This window comes from Parvimonas micra, from assembly GCF_037482165.1.
GTDB lineage: Bacteria > Bacillota > Clostridia > Tissierellales > Peptoniphilaceae > Parvimonas.
In genome coordinates this window covers 55,306-72,394 of sequence record NZ_CP148048.1, presented here as the reverse complement: position 1 = coordinate 72,394, position 17,089 = coordinate 55,306, and the positions used below count along the sequence as shown (strand labels likewise).

The window sequence follows — 17,089 nt, the reverse complement described above, 5'->3', positions numbered from 1 at the left end:
AAATTATCTTCTCTTTTTATCACGTTTAGATTTTTCAACCTTTTTGTCTTTTTTATCCTTTTTATTTTTCTTATCTTTAGATTTTGCAGAAAATTTTGAAGAGTCTTCCTTTTTGTTCGCAAGTTCAACTAAAACCTTAAAGCCCTTAATATGAGCATTATTTAGGTTATTTACTGCATCTTTAAGTGCGTTTTTATGAATATTTACAAAACTGAACTTTTCAAAAATTTCGATATCTCCAATATCTCTTGCGCTTATATTCGCATCATTACAAAGTGCAGAAACTATATGTCTTTGAGAAACTCCCTTTCTTGAACCAATGTTAATATAAATTCTTCCGGAATTCTTTTCAGTAACATTTGACTTTCCAGCCTTGTTTGAAATAGAAGTCTTGTCATTTCCCTTTTTCTTATTCTTCTTAATATCCACGTCTATAAGCTCTTCGTGATTGTTAAGTTTATTATTCTCATTATAATGTTTTAAAAGACAAGCAGCTATATCAATCGGAGAATAGTCTTCACTCATTAGAATATTTATAAGATTTAACTCTTTTGTATGTTCATTTTTATTGATTTCTTCCTTGATGTCTTCCATAAATCTTTCTTCATGTCTTTTAATCAAGTCTTTAAGAGTTGGCATATCTCTTTTTTCTATTTTAGTTTTTGTGTATTTTTGAATTTGAGATAAAGTATTCATTTCCCTTGGAGAAACAAAACTTATTGCAGTTCCCTCTCTACCTGCTCTTGCAGTTCTACCTATTCTGTGAACATAGTATTCCACATCTTGAGGCATATCGTAATTTATAACTAAATCTACATCGTCAACATCTATTCCACGAGCAGCAACATCTGTCGCAACCAAGATATCTATTGTGGAATTTCTAAATTTATTCATTACCCCATCTCTTTGGATTTGTTTTAAATCTCCATGAAGTCCATCCGCAAAATATCCACGAGATTGAAGCCCTGCAGTTAAGTCATCAACCATTTTTTTAGTATTACAAAAAACTACTGTAAGTTTTGGATTTTGAACATCTAAAATACGGGATAGAATTTCAAGTTTCATATTATGCTTAAGTGCAAAATAGTATTGAGTTACCTTTGGAACTGTTAATTCCTTTGGTACGACTTTTATAAGTCTTGGTTCGCTTTGGTATCTTGCAGCAAAATCCATCATTTCATGATCCATTGTAGCAGAGAAGAAAGTTGTTTGTCTTTCATAAGGTAAAAAGCCTATAATTTTTTCAATATCTTCTCTAAAGCCCATATCAAACATTTCATCCGCTTCGTCCAATACAAAAGTTTTAATATTTTCAGTTTTTAAAGTTTTTCTCTTAATATGGTCTATAACACGTCCTGGAGTTCCGACAATAACTTGAACTCCCATTTTTAGAGAACGGATTTGTCTTTCTATAGGTTGACCTCCATAGATTGGAACAACTGTTACTCCCTTATACTTTGCAAGTTTCGAAATTTCTTCTGCAACTTGAATTGACAATTCTCTTGTTGGACATAGTACCATAGCCTGAGTTGTCTTACTGTTTTTATTTACTTTTTCTACTATAGGAATACCGAACGATGCTGTCTTTCCTGTTCCCGTTTGTGCTTGACCGATTATATCCTCGTTGTTTAACATAGTCGGAATTGCTTGTTTTTGAATTGGAGAAGGTTCTTCAAAGCCCATTTCAACAACGGCTTTTAAAACTTCCTTCGACAAATTAAAATCATTAAAATTTTCTATCATATTTTTCCCTTTCTTTTATCGTGAACCTTAACGTTAGTTCCGAAAGAAAAAGACAAAAACAAACTATACATTAAACATCACGACATATTATGAGTTATATTTTAGTTCTTTTTTATAACTCAACGATATATTATATCATAAATACAGTCCAACTTTCAACTTAAATCCACAATTTACTACAGTTATCCACAAAAAATGTGGATAACTTGGGAATAATAAATATACTTCATTAATTTTTTATAAAATTTACATTTATTCAAATATATATTGACTTTATTTTTTTTTTTGATAATATAGTATTGAGAAATCAATTTAGTTTAATATTGTAAAAAAGATTTTGGAGGGCAGTATGTTTTATTTTTACCCTAGTAGGTACAAGAATGGAGATTATTTAAAATTTTAGATTCTATCTATTTACATATTATATTATTTAATTGGAGGTAAAGTATGAAAAAAATTAGTAAAGTATTATTATGTTTTATGATTTTACTTTTAACTGCTTGTACGGGGAATAATGAAGTTAAAAATTATTATGGAAAAAAATTTGTTGGTAAAAATGGCGGAGAAATTGTAATTACCGAAAAAGTTCTTATATATTCAGGAGAACCAAGCAAAATAAATCCAAATTCAACTCCTGATGATGTTAATAAGGCTAAAGATAAAATCAAAAAAGAAAATGCCACTTCATTTGATAATCCTAAAATAGTAAAAAAAGGTGATAAAAAATATTTAACAGCAAATAAGTTAGAATACAAACTTTCATTTGTTGATGATGAAACAATAATTGATGAAGATGATAATTATGAATTTAAACTGTCTAAAGAAAATATTTACAAATAATTTATAAATACTACTCTTAAATAGAGTAACAAAAAAAGCTATGAATATAATTCATAGCTTTTTTTGCATTTATTTATTTTTACGGAGGATTTATAAAAAAATCTCTACTAATATGCTAATTAATTATCATCATTTCCGTCATAATTATCGCTACCGTCTTCATTGTCGTTACCGAAATTATTTCCGTTAAAATTCTTGTTATATTTTTTACTATTGTTGTTCTTACTGTCATTACTACTATTTTCTAGATTAAATTTTTCAAATTTAACTTCTATTGTAGTTGCTTTTCCATCTCTATAAACTTCAAGTTTAACTTTATCACCTATCTTGTAGTTCAATAAAGCTGCTTTTAAACTTGAGTTAGATGTAACTTTAGTATCTCCAACTTTAGTAATAATATCTTTCGGTTTTAGTCCTGCAGATTCTGCTGGAGAACCTGATAGAACTTCATGAATATATACACCTGAGTCAACAGGTAATTTTGTTTGTCCTAAGACATTATATCGTGAAACATCTATACCTTTTATACCTAGTGTTACACTTTCGAACTTACCGTTTTTAATTATTTGTTCCAAAATAGGTTTTGCCAAATTCGAAGGAATTGCAAATCCGATTCCGTCACTATTACCAGCTTTTGCTGTATTTATTCCGATAAGTTGTCCTTTATCATTAAATAATCCACCACCACTATTTCCTGGGTTTATTGCTGCATCTGTTTGGAATAAACCTTCCATAGTAGATCCATCTTGTAAAGTAATAACTCTATCTTTTCCTGAAATATAACCAGAAGTTAAAGTTGATTTTAAATTTATACCAAGTGGATTACCAATTGCTATAGCTTTATCACCTATTGAAACTTGAGAACTGTCCCCAAATTCAACTGGTTTTAAATTAAGACCGCTTGGATCTATCTTGATAACTGCTAAGTCTAAAGTTTTGTCACTCCATAAGACTTTGGCTTCTCTTTTAGTTCCGTCGCTTAGTATTACTGTTACAGATTTTGTTTTTGAAGGGTCAACAACGTGGTTATTTGTTAAAATGTAACCATCTTTACTTACTATAACCCCTGAACCAAGTCCCTTTGTTTGTTTTTGAGTGGAAAACATATCTTCAGAAACCCCAACAGTTGTTATACCTACAACTGATTGCATTGATTTTTGTGCAACTGCTTTTTCAACATTTGGATTTTCAGAAGTATTAATAGTTGTTGCAGTCGCTTCTTTATCATTTGAAGAATTATTTAAAAGTGACTTTCCACTATTACTCTTTAAGTAGAAACTAGTTCCACTTATACTTATTGCACTAGCTAAAATTATAGCTAATAAGAATTTTGAAAAAGATTTAAATCTATTAGCTTTTTTTCTTTTTCAAATTCTTTTTGAACAATACCATCAACATAAGATTCAAATTTTTTATCTTGCGTATTTGAATCTTCCATATATGGTTCATCATAAATTTCTTGTTGTTTATAATAATCATATGGATCTTCAGTATATTCTCCATAATCCTCATCGATTGAGTTATTTATATCTTCTTCATTGAACAATTTTTGCGTTTCATTTAAATTATTTTCATTTTGTCTTGAAGTTTCTTCTTTATGTTCTTCATTTTTTATATTATTTTCATTTTCATCGAAGATATTATCTCTTTTATCGTCCATAATAAATCACCTCTTTTTTAATATCATTTATTATCTTGAATATATTTTAAACTGTCAACCTTAAAGTAAGCTTAAAGAAAAAAATTTTTTAAAAAATTTTTTATTTTTTAAAAATATATTCAAAAAATAAATTTTGCAGTTAATAGTAGAATTGTATTTTCTATTGTTTCATCTATCAACTGCTAACATTATATCGACAAAAACTTAAATGAAGTTAAAAAAGAGGAGAAATTTTCTCCTCTTTAATATTTTTTTATTTTTCTCTATTTTCTAAGCTTAATCTTAAAGAATTCCCATATCTTTTCCAGCTAATTCGAATGCTTTTACAGCTTTGTCTAATTCTTCTTTACTATGAGCTGCAGAAATCATACAACGAATTCTTCCTGTTCCTCTTGGTACAGTTGGGAATACTATAGCTGAACCGAATACTCCGTATTCTCTTAATTTTTTAGAAAATTCCATAGTCTTAGCTTCATCTCCGATAATTACTGGAGTAATTGGAGTTTCTGAATGACCAGTGTTAAATCCTAATTTCCCTAATTGTTCTTTAAAGTATTTAGCATTATCCCAAAGTTTCTTTTGTAATTCATCTGATTCGATTAAAGTTTCAACAGATGCGATACAAGCTGCAGTATCTCCAGGAGATAAAGTTGTACTAAATAGAACTGGTCTTGCTCTATGGTTTAACCATTCGTAAGCAACTTCGTTACAAGCAACATATCCACCTTTAACTCCGATTGCTTTTGAAAGAGTTCCGATAACAAAGTCAACTTTATCATGTAACCCGAAATGATCTACAGTTCCTCTTCCGTGGCTTCCCATTACTCCTGAACCATGAGCGTCATCAACATAAGTTAAAGCATTATATTTTTCAGCTAATTTTACAATTTCAGGTAATTTTGCAAGGTCTCCGTCCATTGAGAAAACACCGTCAGTAATAATTAAGATTGTTTTATATTTTCCTTGAGCTTCAACTAAAACTCTTTCAAGATCTTCCATATCACTGTGTTTGAAAACTGCTTTATCAGCTTTAGTCATTCTAATACCGTCTATAATTGAAGCGTGGTTTAATTCATCAGAGATAATTAAATCACCTTTTTCTGTAATTGCTTGGATAGTTCCTATATTACAATCATAACCTGATTGGAATATAAATGCTCTTGGAGATTTTTTGAAAGTTGCTAATTTCTTTTCCAATTCTTCGTGTAAATCCATATTTCCGATGATAGTTCTTACTGCACCAGCACCTACACCATATTTTTCAATAGCTTCTTGAGCTTTTTTCTTTAAAACTGGATTATTAGCAAGTCCTAAATAGTTGTTTGCAGATAAATTTACCATTTCTTTTCCATCAAGAACAATTGTTGATGAATTCTTTCCATTTAATACAGGTAATTTACGGTAAACTCCGTCTTCTTTTAACTTATTAACTTTTTCTTGTAAAAATTTTAAATCATGAATACTCATATCTTTATTCTCCTATCTATAACTATTTTAATTTTTTACTTAAGTTTTCTAACATATCTACTGTCATCTTATCCAAATCAAAGCTTGGTTTCCAACCCCATTGTTCTCTTGCTGCAGAGTCATCTAATGAATTTGGCCAGCTTTCAGCTATAGCTTGTCTGATTGGATCTACATCGTAGCTTAATTTAAATTCAGGCATATATTTTTTAATGCTTTCTTCTAAAATTTCTGGAGTTAAACTCATAGCTGTAATATTGAAAGCATTTCTGTCTTTAAGTTTTGAAGGATCAGCTTCCATTAAATCAACAACTGCTTTAAGTGCATCTGGCATATAAAGCATATCCATTTGAGTTCCTTTACCTATATAAGAAGTGTAAGCTTTATTTTTAATTGCTTCATAATAAATATGAACTGCATAGTCAGTTGTTCCTGCACCAGGTAATGTTTTATAAGAAATAATTCCTGGATAACGAACTCCTCTTACGTCAACTCCAAATTTATTAAAATAGTAATCGCATAAAAGTTCTCCTGAAACTTTTGTTACTCCATACATAGTATTAGGTCTTTGAATAGTAACTTGTGGTGTATTATCAAGTGGAGTTCCTGCTCCAAATGCTGCTATTGATGAAGGTACAAATACTTTTGCATTTAATTCTCTTGCAACTTCTAAAGTATTTACAACTCCGTCAACATTAACCTTCCAAGTTAATTGTGGCATACTTTCTCCTCTAGCAGAAAGTATTGCTGCTAAATTTACTATAGTATCAGCTTTAAATTCTTTAGCTAATTCAAACATTCTTTTTGGATCAGTAACGTCTAATGTTTCAAAACGAATATCTTCGATAGCCGCTTTGTTTGCATCTGAGCAATCTGTAGCTAAGATATTTTCTCTTCCATAAATGTCCCCCAAATAAAGAGCCAATTCTGTACCGATTTGTCCAAGTGCTCCTGTCATTAAAATCCTTTTCATTATTCAATCTCCTTTCAAAATAACTGAGTAAAATTTTTACCATCCAGATGTATTATACATCAATTTTAATTACTTTACAACACCTTATATTAAAAAAATTAATATTTTTACAAGGTATAAGAGTATAAATAATTCAAATAGTATTATAATAATAAAGCAAAAATCACAAAATCTTTTTTAAAACAATAAATCTTCTAATCGTATATTAATCTTGTTTGTCACTAAAAATATCGTTGTCTTAATAATTTATCAAAAAAATTTATTTTTATACAATAAATATAGTCTAAAAATCAAATTTTTAATCAATTTTAAAAGCAAAAGTATTTTTATATAAATTATTAAAACAATGGAATATAAAAAAAACTAAGGATAATCTCCTTAGTTTTATACTAATTTTATTATTCTGTTCTTAAAGCTTCAACTGGATTTTGTTTTGCAGCGCTCTTTGAAGGAATAAATCCACCAATTAAAGTCAAAATCATACTAATTAAGATTAAGGTTATAGCCTGCGGAACGGATAAATAAGCCGTTATATTCGGCATTTCAGTAACTTTTCTTATTACAATATTTATCGGTATTAGTAATAAATATGTTATTCCAACTCCAAGTAGTCCTGCGAACAAGCCTATTATTCCAGTTTCCGCATTAAAGACTTGTGATATATTTTTCTTCGAAGCCCCAATAGATCTTAAAATTCCAATCTCTTTCTTTCTTTCGAGCACACTTATATAGGTTATAACCCCAATCATAATTGAAGAAACAATAAGCGATATGGATACGAAAGCAATTAATACATAACTTATTACATTTATAATTGTAGTTACGGAAGAAAGTATTGCTCCAACTAAATCTGTATAGGTTATCATTTTATCCTCTTCGAAATTGTTTTTCCTCATCTCATTATAGCTATCTAACAAAGAAATTATTGATTTTTTAGCTTCAAAATCTTTAGGATATATACTAATTTTAGAAATATCATTATCTTCCGCATAGTTAAATAATTTCATATTATTCTCATACGAACTTTCATTACTATTAGCCATAGCCATAATAAAAGATTTTATTTCTTCTTCATTTAAATTCATTGAAAAGGCATTTCCGAATTTACTTGGATCTATGGATATTGCCTGTGGTAAATTTTTCATAGAAGATGTTAGAACATTTTTAATATTATCGGCTATTGCAGTTGATATATTTTTCATCAAATTTTCCACAAAACTTTGTGAAGAATTTTGATTTCCTTTTAAACTACCTTTTATTAAGTCATTCACTCCCGAAGAAATCATATTTTTTGCTTCATCAGTTGCAATATAAGAATTAAAAGAATCTTTTAATTTAGATGGATCAGGCTTGTTATTTTCTTTAGCATATTTCAAATATCCATTTGATAAAGCTTCTGCTAATTCTGATATATCTTTATTATCTATTTTTAAATTTTCTCTCAAAGAATTTAATAGCTTTCTAGTTTCAGCTGAAACTTTTTCTCTCGCTTCTGGACTTTTCAAATACTCTAGTAAATATTGATTAAATTTATTAGGATCTGTGTAGTTGTTCTTTTTTGCAAATTCAGGATATCCTGACATAATGGATTTCATTATTTCAGTTATCTTTTCATTTGTGATTAAAGTTCCACTATTTTTAGAAATCATCTTAGAAAAAAATTCTTTTAGAATATTTTTAGCAGAATCTGTTTTCATAAATTCATAAAATGAGCTAGACAATTCGCTATAATTAGTCGAAGGATCTTTAGAAGAATAATCTAAATATCCTTTTAGAATATTACTTATTAATCCAATTAATTTATCCGAATCGAGTTTTATATCTAAATTTTTAAAAAAATCAACATCTGAACTAGTATTTAAATATTTTGAAAAATCAATATTTTTCATTGAATTAGCATCAAAATTTAATTTAGAAATATCTATTTTAAAAGCTTCAAACAGTTTTTTCTGATCTATCGAAAACAACTTTGCAAAGTCTAAATTTTGTTTGATTTTTTCTCCAAAAGGAGTATTTGTTAAAACATTAACATCTGGGCTTTCTTTTTGTGCCTTTACAACTTCACTTTCTTTTGATATTTTTCTTAAATTTGTTTCTAAGTCATCCGTATACCAAATACCAGGTTTTAAAATGAGTGTACTTTCGTCACTATTTGGAGACGCTATTCCAACTATTTTTATTTTTTTTGAATTATTTTTCAAAAGATTTTCTACAAATGTACTATCCATAGAATTTTCTATATAAACCTTATTTTTAGAGTCATATGAATAAAGCTGTGAGCTACTTAAAACTTTGAACTCTCTACCCACAATATCTTCGTACTTCCAAGAGATGTTATCCTCTTCTACATCAGTTTTTTCTCTATTTGCAAATTTTTTTACCATTTTTAAAAGCTCATCATTATCACGAAGCCCCAGTGAATAAAAAATAAAATCAGATAGATAACCCTTTGAGTTAGTTATTACTATCGCTTCATTTTCGTTACTTGGCCAAGAGCCATATTTTAAAGTATATTGATCCTTATACAGACTATCATTCTTAGGTAATTTATTAAATGCTTTCATAGAATTACTTGAAAAAAGAAAATTATTTGAAGAAAAACCCATTGATTTCATTGCCTCATTAGGATTTACTTTAACATATTTTTCTTTATTTAAAGTATAAATTACAGGCGTAATATCATATTTGTATTCTATTGTCTTAGCATAATTATTGATTGATTTTCCGTCATTTTCAAAATATTCTTTTAAAGAAGATAAATCATTTTTATTAATTGCTGATAACATCTTTTGAATAATTTTGATTTCTGTTATATCTCCATCATTATTTTCTCCACTTGATGTTTCAAACATTCTACCCATAGAAAAACTACTTTTATCAATCTCTATTGGATAAGAAATCATTGTTTCCTCTTCTGTATCTTTAATAAACTGATTTACTCCATTGGATAGGCCTAAAATTAAAGCTATCCCAATTATTCCAATTGATCCAGCTATTGCTACCATTAGAGTTCTTTTGAATTTAGTTTTTAAATTATTAAAACTTAAAGCTATACTTGTTAGATATGACATTGAAGACTTTCCAAAATTTTTATGAACCCCTTCACTTTCATTCTCTAAAACAAAAGGATTAGTATCAGAAATAATTCGTCCGTCATTTAATTCAACAATTCTAGTCGAATATTCATTTGCCAACTTAGGATTATGAGTAACCATTATTACAAGTCTATCCTTGGCTACCTCTTTAAGTAACTCCATTACTTGAACACTCGTTTCCGAATCGAGCGCACCTGTCGGTTCGTCCGCAAGTACAATGCTAGGATTATTTACAAGAGCCCTTGCTATAGCAACTCTTTGCATTTGTCCACCTGATAACTGATTAGGCTTTTTGTGCATTTGACTTTTAAGCCCAACCTTATCCAGTACATCTATAGCTCTTTGTTCTCTTTCAGCCTTAGAAATTCCAGAAATAGTTAAAGCCAATTCCACATTGGCCAAAATAGTCTGATGAGAAATTAAATTATAACTTTGAAAAACAAAACCTATTGTATGATTCCTATAGCTGTCCCAATCTTCATTTTTATATTTTTTTGTTGATATTCCATCAATTAAAAGCTCACCTTGTTCATACTTATCCAATCCACCTATTATATTTAACAGAGTAGATTTTCCACTACCACTCGGACCAAGAATAGATACAAATTCATTATCTCTAAAATTAAGAGATACATTATCTAATGCTTTTTGAATTAAATCTCCTGTTTTATAACTTTTACTGATATTCTTAAGCTGTAACATTCCCGTCCTCCTTTACTAATATAAATTTTTTGATTTAAATTTTATATACCCTCTATCTAAAAAATTAAATAAATACAATAAAAATAAACACTTTCAACTAAAAATTTGTACAAAAAATTAACATTTCTTATTAATATAGAAAAATAAAATTGAAAAAACTTTGTTCTAGTGATATAATTAATATAATTTAACTTTGTTAAATTATATTAATTTCATTGTGTTTACCTTAAAAATTTATCAAAAACAAAACACGATATAATATAAAGTTAAATAATTCAATTTTAAAATTAAAACAATTATAGACAATTTTAGCGTTAATAAAAAAGAGGTGATTTTATGAAAATACTAATTATTGGAAAAGGCGGACGTGAACATGCAATGTTAAAGGCATGTCAAAAGAGTAAATTAGTCGAAAAAATCTACGTTTTACCTGGAAATTGCAAGATGGATGGTGCAACAAAAGTAGATATAGATATGTATGATATTGAAAAAATTAAAGATTTTGCAATAAAAGAAAATATCGACTTAACTATAGTAGGACCTGCTGACGTTTTAGCTCTTGGAATAAAAGACGAGTTTGATAAAAATGATTTAAGACTTTTTGGACCTACTAAATCTGCAACAAGAATAGAATCAAGTAGATATTTTACTAAACAACTTATGGAAAAATTAAAGATACCTACAACTAAATATGTTGTATTTACTGATAGAGAACAAGCTCTAAAATTCGTTTCAGAAATTGAAAAATTTCCTGTCACTATAAAGATTGATTCTCTTCCAAAAAATATGGGAATTTTCATTGCAAGAAGCAACAAAATGGCAACAGATATAGTTAATGAAATCTTTTATGAAAATGAAAATTCAAAAATTTTAGTTGAAGAATTTATCATAGGTAAAGAATTCTCAATCTTTGCATTAGTAAAAAATAGCAAAGTTTATCCACTACAAATTGTTAAGGATTATAAGAGAACATCTGATAGCGACGAGGCTGAACATACAGGTGGTATGGGAGCTTGTAGCCCTGTTGCAAAAATTACGGATAATGAAATTGAACAAGTTGTCGATAAAATCTTAAAACCTATGGCAAAATCAATGTTTGAAGACGGTTATGGATTTGAAGGGTTTTTATATGGAGAAATTGTTGTAACAAAAGATGGAATAAAAGTTTTAAGTTTTAACGCCAGACTTGGAGATCCTGAAGCTGAAGTCCTATTACCACGTTTAGAGTCCGACTTTGTTCAAAACATTTTGGATGTAATGAATGATAAAGAACCTGAAATCAAATGGAATGATGAAGTTTGTGTTGGTGTAGTTCTTGCATCTAACGGTTATCCGTCAAAAGAAAAATGTCAAGATAAAATTAATCTAGTTCCGATAGAAAGTGATATTTGCTTTATGGGAGTTGAAGAAAAAAACAATCAACTCTATGCAAAGGGCGGAAGAAATTTAATTGTAACAGCTATGGCAGAAGATTTTGAAAAAGCAAGAGAATTAGCTTACAGAGATATTGAAAAATTAAAGAGTGACTCTTTCTTCTACAGAGAAGATGTAGGCAAGTTTTAAAAAATTGAACTTTAAAAAGCATACTCAAGCAGAAATATAATGGGTATGCTTTTTTATTTATATCAAAATTATAAAAAAATTTGAAGTTTATTTACCTTTAACGTCTAGCTACTAAACGAAGTTATCTCCCTTATACGTCATCTCGACCGGAGTGGAGCAAAGCGAAACACAGCGGAGAGATCTCATATATTTGCTTGTAAACAAGCAAATATAAATGTATCGTAGATACATAAAATATGAAACTCTCATACTAAATAGGACTTTGAAAGATTTACATAATAATTTTATCTAATTATTTTTTATTTCTTTCAGAAATACTATTGCTTGCCAGCAAGCAATAGTTGAGATTTCTCCACTTCACTTCACTACGTTCCGTTTCGGTCGAAATGACGTGTTCAGGGGTGCTTCTTCTAACAGTACTATGACGTGAAATGTATTGTAAAACGACAAAAAAGAGAGCTTACGCTCTCTTTTGCTTTTTAATTAACTATTTATTTCTTTTCTTTCTAGAAATTTGTAGAAGTCCAAGACTCACTCCAGCCATTGCCATATATCCAAATAACTGTGTTCCTATTGATGTTTTTGGAACTCTTGGTTTAATTGGTTTTTCCTTATTAGTAATTACAAAGCCATCTTTTGCATTTCCTTCTATCTTAGTATCATAGCCTTCAACTGCAACTTCATTTACTGTATAAGTTATTTCTTTTCCATTGTCATCATATTTTGGTAAATCTTTGAATGTATGTTTCCAAGAATTTGCTTCGTTCAACTTAACATTTTGAATTTCTTTTCCATTTGCTAAAAGTTGTACTTCAATTTCTTTTAATACCTTTCCAATCCATTTCTTTTCAACTGGAACTTGTGTTTTTTCTACATTTCTATTAGTAATTACAAAACCGTCTTTTGCATTTCCTTCTATCTTGCTTTCATATCCTTCAATTTCCACTTCTTTTACTGTATAAACTATTTCTTTTCCATTGTCATCATATACAGGTAGGTCTTTGAATGTATGTTTCCAAGAATTTGCTTCGTTTAATTTAGCTGATTGAACTTCTTGTCCATTTGCTAACAATTTAACTTCGATTTCGTTTACAGCTTTTCCTATCCATTTCTTTTCTACAGGAACTTCTGTCTTTGCTAAATTCTTATTTGTAATTACAAAGCCGTCTTTTGCATTTCCTTCTATCTTGCTTTCGTAACCTTCAATTGCTACTTCTTTTACTGTATAAACTATTTCTTTTCCATTGTCATCATATACAGGTAAATCTTTGAATGTATGTTTCCAAGAATTTGCTTCGTTTAATTTAGCTGATTGAACTTCTTGTCCATTTGCTAACAATTTAACTTCGATTTCATTTACAGCTTTTCCTATCCATTTCTTTTCTACAGGAACTTCTGTCTTTGCTAAATTCTTATTTGTAATTACAAAACCATCTTTTGCATTTCCTTCTATCTTGCTTTCGTAACCTTCAATCGCTACTTCTTTTACTGTATAAGTTATTTCTTTTCCATTGTCATCATATACAGGTAAGTCTTTGAATGTATGTTTCCAAGAATTTCCTTCGTTTAATTTAGCTGATTGAACTTCTTGTCCATTTGCTAAAAGTTTTACTTCGATTTCATTTACAGCTTTTCCTAGCCATTTCTTTTCTACAGGAACTTCTGTCTTTGCTAAATTCTTGTTTGTAATTACAAAGCCGTCTTTTGCATTTCCTTCTACCTTACTTTCGTAACCTTCAATTGCTACTTCTTTTACTGTATAAGTTATTTCTTTTCCGTTATCGTCATATTTTGGCAAGTCTTTGAATGTATGTTTCCAAGAATTTCCTTCGTTTAATTTAGCTGATTGAACTTCTTGTCCATTTGCTAAAAGTTTTACTTCGATTTCATTTACAGCTTTTCCTAGCCATTTCTTTTCTACAGGAACTTCTGTCTTTTCTATATTCTTATTAGTAATCACAAAGCCGTCTTTTGCATTTCCTTCTATCTTGCTTTCGTAACCTTTAACACTTACTTCTTGAACTGTATAAACTATTTCTTTTCCGTTTTTATACTTGTCAAGGTTTGTAAATTTACCTTTCCAATTTTCACTCTTCTTTAAAGTTAAAGTTTTACCAGTATCTTCTCCATCAGCAAGTAATTTTACAGTTACTTCTTCAACGCTTTCTGGTCCAATCCATTTCTTTTCTACAGGGATTTCAGTTTTTTCAACATTATGTTTGTTTTTGATGATATATCCTAAAACTCCACCTACTTCTCCTGCAATTATTTCATTTTCATATCCATCAACTACTGTTTCTTCTTTAACAGTATATTTGATTTCATTCCCTTTTGCATCGTATTTGTCAAGGTTTGTAAATTCACCTTTCCAACCATTTTCTTCATTTAATTTTATAGTCTTATCTGTAGGAATACCATCTTGTAGTAATCTTACAACTACTTCTTTAACTCTTTTACCATCTTGGTTATTATTGTCTTCCCATCTCTTTTCTACAGGAATTTTAACTTTTTCATTACTTTTATTTATGATAGTAAAATCATTAGTTCCATTTTGTTTTATTTCTGTATCATAACCATTGATTTTTTCTTCTTCAACAGTATATTTGATTTCAGTTTTTCCGTCATCTTTGAATTTATTTAAGTTTTTAAAAGTATGTTGCCAATTATTTTCTTCGCTCAAAGTAACTTGATCGATTTTTTTGCCGTCAGCTAATAAATTAACTTTAACACTTGAAGCTTTTTTACCAACCCAAGTCTTATTAACTTTTACTTCAGTTTTTGCTCTCTTATTAGTTATAGTTTTTATTACAGCTACATCATCTTTTACTTCAACATTAATAATTTCGTCATTCTTTATCCAACCTGCAGGAGCTTCAATTTCTGTGATTTCATAAGTTCCTTTAACTAATTTATCAGAAACAGCTTCTCCCTTTTCGTCAGTTACTAATTCAAAAGTTTGTTTTGTTACCTTATTTGTAATTTTAAACTTAGCACCTTTTAAAGGCATTTGTTTATTTTCAGCATCAACTTTAATAATCTTTATCTTTCCTAACAAATCACCTTCAATGCTTCCGTTTGAAAGTGCACTTTTATATCTACTTGACACTTCTTTACTTTCACCTTGTGAAAACATCTTTAATCTATTTTTTATCACAATATTAGGCTTGTAAGTTGATTTATATCTTAACATATATTGTTCGCCATTATTAATATCTCCAAGTACAAATCTAAATTTTGTTCCATTTTCAGAAAATTGAACTCTATCTCCGATATTTTCTGTTGATAAAACTCTTGTTATATTTCCATATTTGTCAAATTTAACCTTTTGAAGAACGAAACTTTCTTTTATGTAGCGAAGTCCACTAAAATCGCCTTTTTCAACTGTCAATTTATCTTCAAAAGAAACATTTTTAAATTTTTTACCATTTACATTAAAACGAACATTCCATCTTACTTCATTAGCATTTTCATTTATTCTGCTAGGCCATTTAGTTAAAATTTCATCTATTTTCCCTGGCTTTTCTATATCAATGTCTTTAGGAATTTTTTTACCATTAATCTCTATTTCTAGTCTATTTCTTCCTCCAGCCTTTATTTTGCTATAATTAAATAAAGATTCCATTGAAACTTTACCTTTTACATTGTAAAGATTTTCAACTTTTTCATTTAGAGTTACTCTTAAAGTTCCTCCCCCATCTTTTTTAACATCAATATGTCCTTGTCCATAAACTGTTTTTCCATCTAGTCCATAGATTGGAAAATTAACTGCTGCAGAATCTCCTATAAACTTAAATTTATCTGGCAGTTTAACTTCAAAGTAATCACCTTTTTTCAAAGTATTTCCATACTTTTGAGCATTCCATTCTAAATTAACTCTAAATCTACTCCAGCTATAGAATTTCTTTAATTCTTGTCCTTGCCCATTTGTAATTGTAAATTTTGTAATATTTACCTGTGGTGAAATATTTCTACCCGATTCAGCTGAAACTCTGAAAGCAGGTAATAGAGTACCTAATACCATAAGTACACTCAACATCATACAATAAAATCTTTTTTTCATTGTTTGCTCCTCCTCATAGAATGTGTTTGATATTATACCTATTTTTAAAAATATAATGGCGATTATTTTTAAAAATACATAGTTATTAGAGCCTAAAACTAATAACTCAATTTGAATAAATTTCATTACTTAATAAAATTTACTCAACTATCATAATAATGATAACATTTTTATATCTATAGGTCAAATAAATTAAATATATATTTAAATTAATACAGCTTAACGACAATAAAGTATATTGCAATTCAATACTCAAGTGTTATGATGAAACATATAGACTTCAGTAAATATCAAATTTTTTTATTAGTTTATCTTTTTTAAAAAAATTATTAAAATTTCGAAAAAAATGTTTTTCCAAAAATTTTTTATAAAAAAAATACTCGTTTTTATACGAGTATTTTTATAGCTTAGAATTTTTTTCTACTACCGGGTTTTACAAGTTCGATTTTTCCTTCTTTACAAAGTGGACAATCATCCTTTTCAAACGCTTGAACATTTAATGAAATTGCAGGGAAAAGTGGATATTCTATGTTAGATTTTCCATTTGTTCTATCAACTATTGAAGCGATTCCAACTACATTTGCTCCATGTTCTTTTAGTACTTTTATTGTTTCTAATGAAGATTTTCCTGTTGTAACAACATCTTCAACTACAAGTACATTTTCTCCCTCATTTATGAAAAATCCTCTTCTTAAAGTCATCATTTCATTTTCTCTTTCTGTGAACATCGCTCTTACTCCCAAGGCTCTTCCCAATTCGTAAGCAATTACAATTCCACCCATTGCAGGCCCAACTACTGCATCAACTTTTACATTTGCATCTTCAAGTTTTTTCTTGATTACCTTACAAACTTCTTCAGCTTTTTTTGGATACATCAAAAGTTTTGCACATTGAACATATTTGTCGCTATGTTTTCCTGATGATAATAGGAAATGTCCTTCTAATAACGCTTCACTTTCTTTTAATAATTCCAATACTCTTTGTTCCAT

11 protein-coding genes are annotated in these 17,089 nt (G+C 28.8%); 3 read left to right on the top strand and 8 right to left on the bottom strand.

What is annotated here, in order from left to right:
- Nucleotides 1–3: 3 nt before the first annotated feature.
- Complete coding sequence (locus WFJ11_RS00300; RefSeq protein ID WP_338817420.1) at nt 4–1,743, bottom strand: DEAD/DEAH box helicase; 1,740 nt, start codon at nt 1,741–1,743, stop codon at nt 4–6.
- 447 nt (nt 1,744–2,190) lie between these two features.
- Between WFJ11_RS00300 and WFJ11_RS00295 the strand changes: the two genes are divergently transcribed.
- Nucleotides 2,191–2,583 (top strand): hypothetical protein, encoded by a 393-nt coding sequence (locus WFJ11_RS00295; protein WP_313961346.1) that lies wholly within the window; start codon nt 2,191–2,193, stop codon nt 2,581–2,583.
- A gap of 119 nt (nt 2,584–2,702) precedes the next feature.
- On the opposite strand, the gene WFJ11_RS00290 is transcribed toward WFJ11_RS00295, so the two are convergent.
- Nucleotides 2,703–3,689 (bottom strand): S1C family serine protease, encoded by a 987-nt coding sequence (locus tag WFJ11_RS00290; protein ID WP_338817419.1) that lies wholly within the window; start codon nt 3,687–3,689, stop codon nt 2,703–2,705.
- Between WFJ11_RS00290 and WFJ11_RS00285 the strand changes: the two genes are divergently transcribed.
- A complete protein-coding gene (locus WFJ11_RS00285; RefSeq protein ID WP_338817418.1) occupies nt 3,679–3,858 on the top strand; it encodes a hypothetical protein in 180 nt (59 codons plus the stop codon). The genes WFJ11_RS00290 and WFJ11_RS00285 overlap by 11 nt on opposite strands.
- Before the next feature lie 43 nt (nt 3,859–3,901).
- Here WFJ11_RS00285 and WFJ11_RS00280 read toward each other — a convergent pair whose 3' ends face one another.
- The 4 genes from WFJ11_RS00280 to WFJ11_RS00265 all read right to left on the bottom strand — a co-directional run bounded on the left by WFJ11_RS00280 (nt 3,902) and on the right by WFJ11_RS00265 (nt 10,477).
- On the bottom strand, nt 3,902–4,243 hold the full coding sequence (locus WFJ11_RS00280) for a hypothetical protein (RefSeq protein WP_338817417.1): 342 nt from the start codon (nt 4,241–4,243) through the stop codon (nt 3,902–3,904).
- Nucleotides 4,244–4,525: 282 nt separating this feature from the next.
- A complete protein-coding gene (locus tag WFJ11_RS00275) occupies nt 4,526–5,710 on the bottom strand; it encodes a glycine C-acetyltransferase (RefSeq protein ID WP_293440481.1) in 1,185 nt (394 codons plus the stop codon).
- Nucleotides 5,711–5,732: 22 nt separating this feature from the next.
- Nucleotides 5,733–6,680: an NAD-dependent epimerase/dehydratase family protein gene (locus WFJ11_RS00270; RefSeq protein ID WP_009354912.1), complete on the bottom strand. Its 948-nt coding sequence runs from the start codon at nt 6,678–6,680 to the stop codon at nt 5,733–5,735.
- Between the two features lie 398 nt (nt 6,681–7,078).
- Nucleotides 7,079–10,477: an ATP-binding cassette domain-containing protein gene (locus tag WFJ11_RS00265; RefSeq protein WP_338817416.1), complete on the bottom strand. Its 3,399-nt coding sequence runs from the start codon at nt 10,475–10,477 to the stop codon at nt 7,079–7,081.
- Nucleotides 10,478–10,813: 336 nt separating this feature from the next.
- Here WFJ11_RS00265 and purD point away from each other — a divergent pair, with 336 nt between their 5' ends.
- Entirely contained in the window at nt 10,814–12,040 is a 1,227-nt protein-coding gene (gene purD, locus WFJ11_RS00260) for a phosphoribosylamine--glycine ligase (protein WP_338817415.1), read from the top strand.
- Between the two features lie 487 nt (nt 12,041–12,527).
- On the opposite strand, the gene WFJ11_RS00255 is transcribed toward purD, so the two are convergent.
- Nucleotides 12,528–16,100 carry a Cna B-type domain-containing protein gene (locus WFJ11_RS00255; protein WP_338817414.1) on the bottom strand — a complete coding sequence of 1,191 codons (3,573 nt, stop codon included), beginning with the start codon at nt 16,098–16,100 and terminating at the stop codon, nt 12,528–12,530.
- Between the two features lie 407 nt (nt 16,101–16,507).
- Entirely contained in the window at nt 16,508–17,089 is a 582-nt protein-coding gene (gene pyrE, locus WFJ11_RS00250; protein ID WP_338817413.1) for an orotate phosphoribosyltransferase, read from the bottom strand.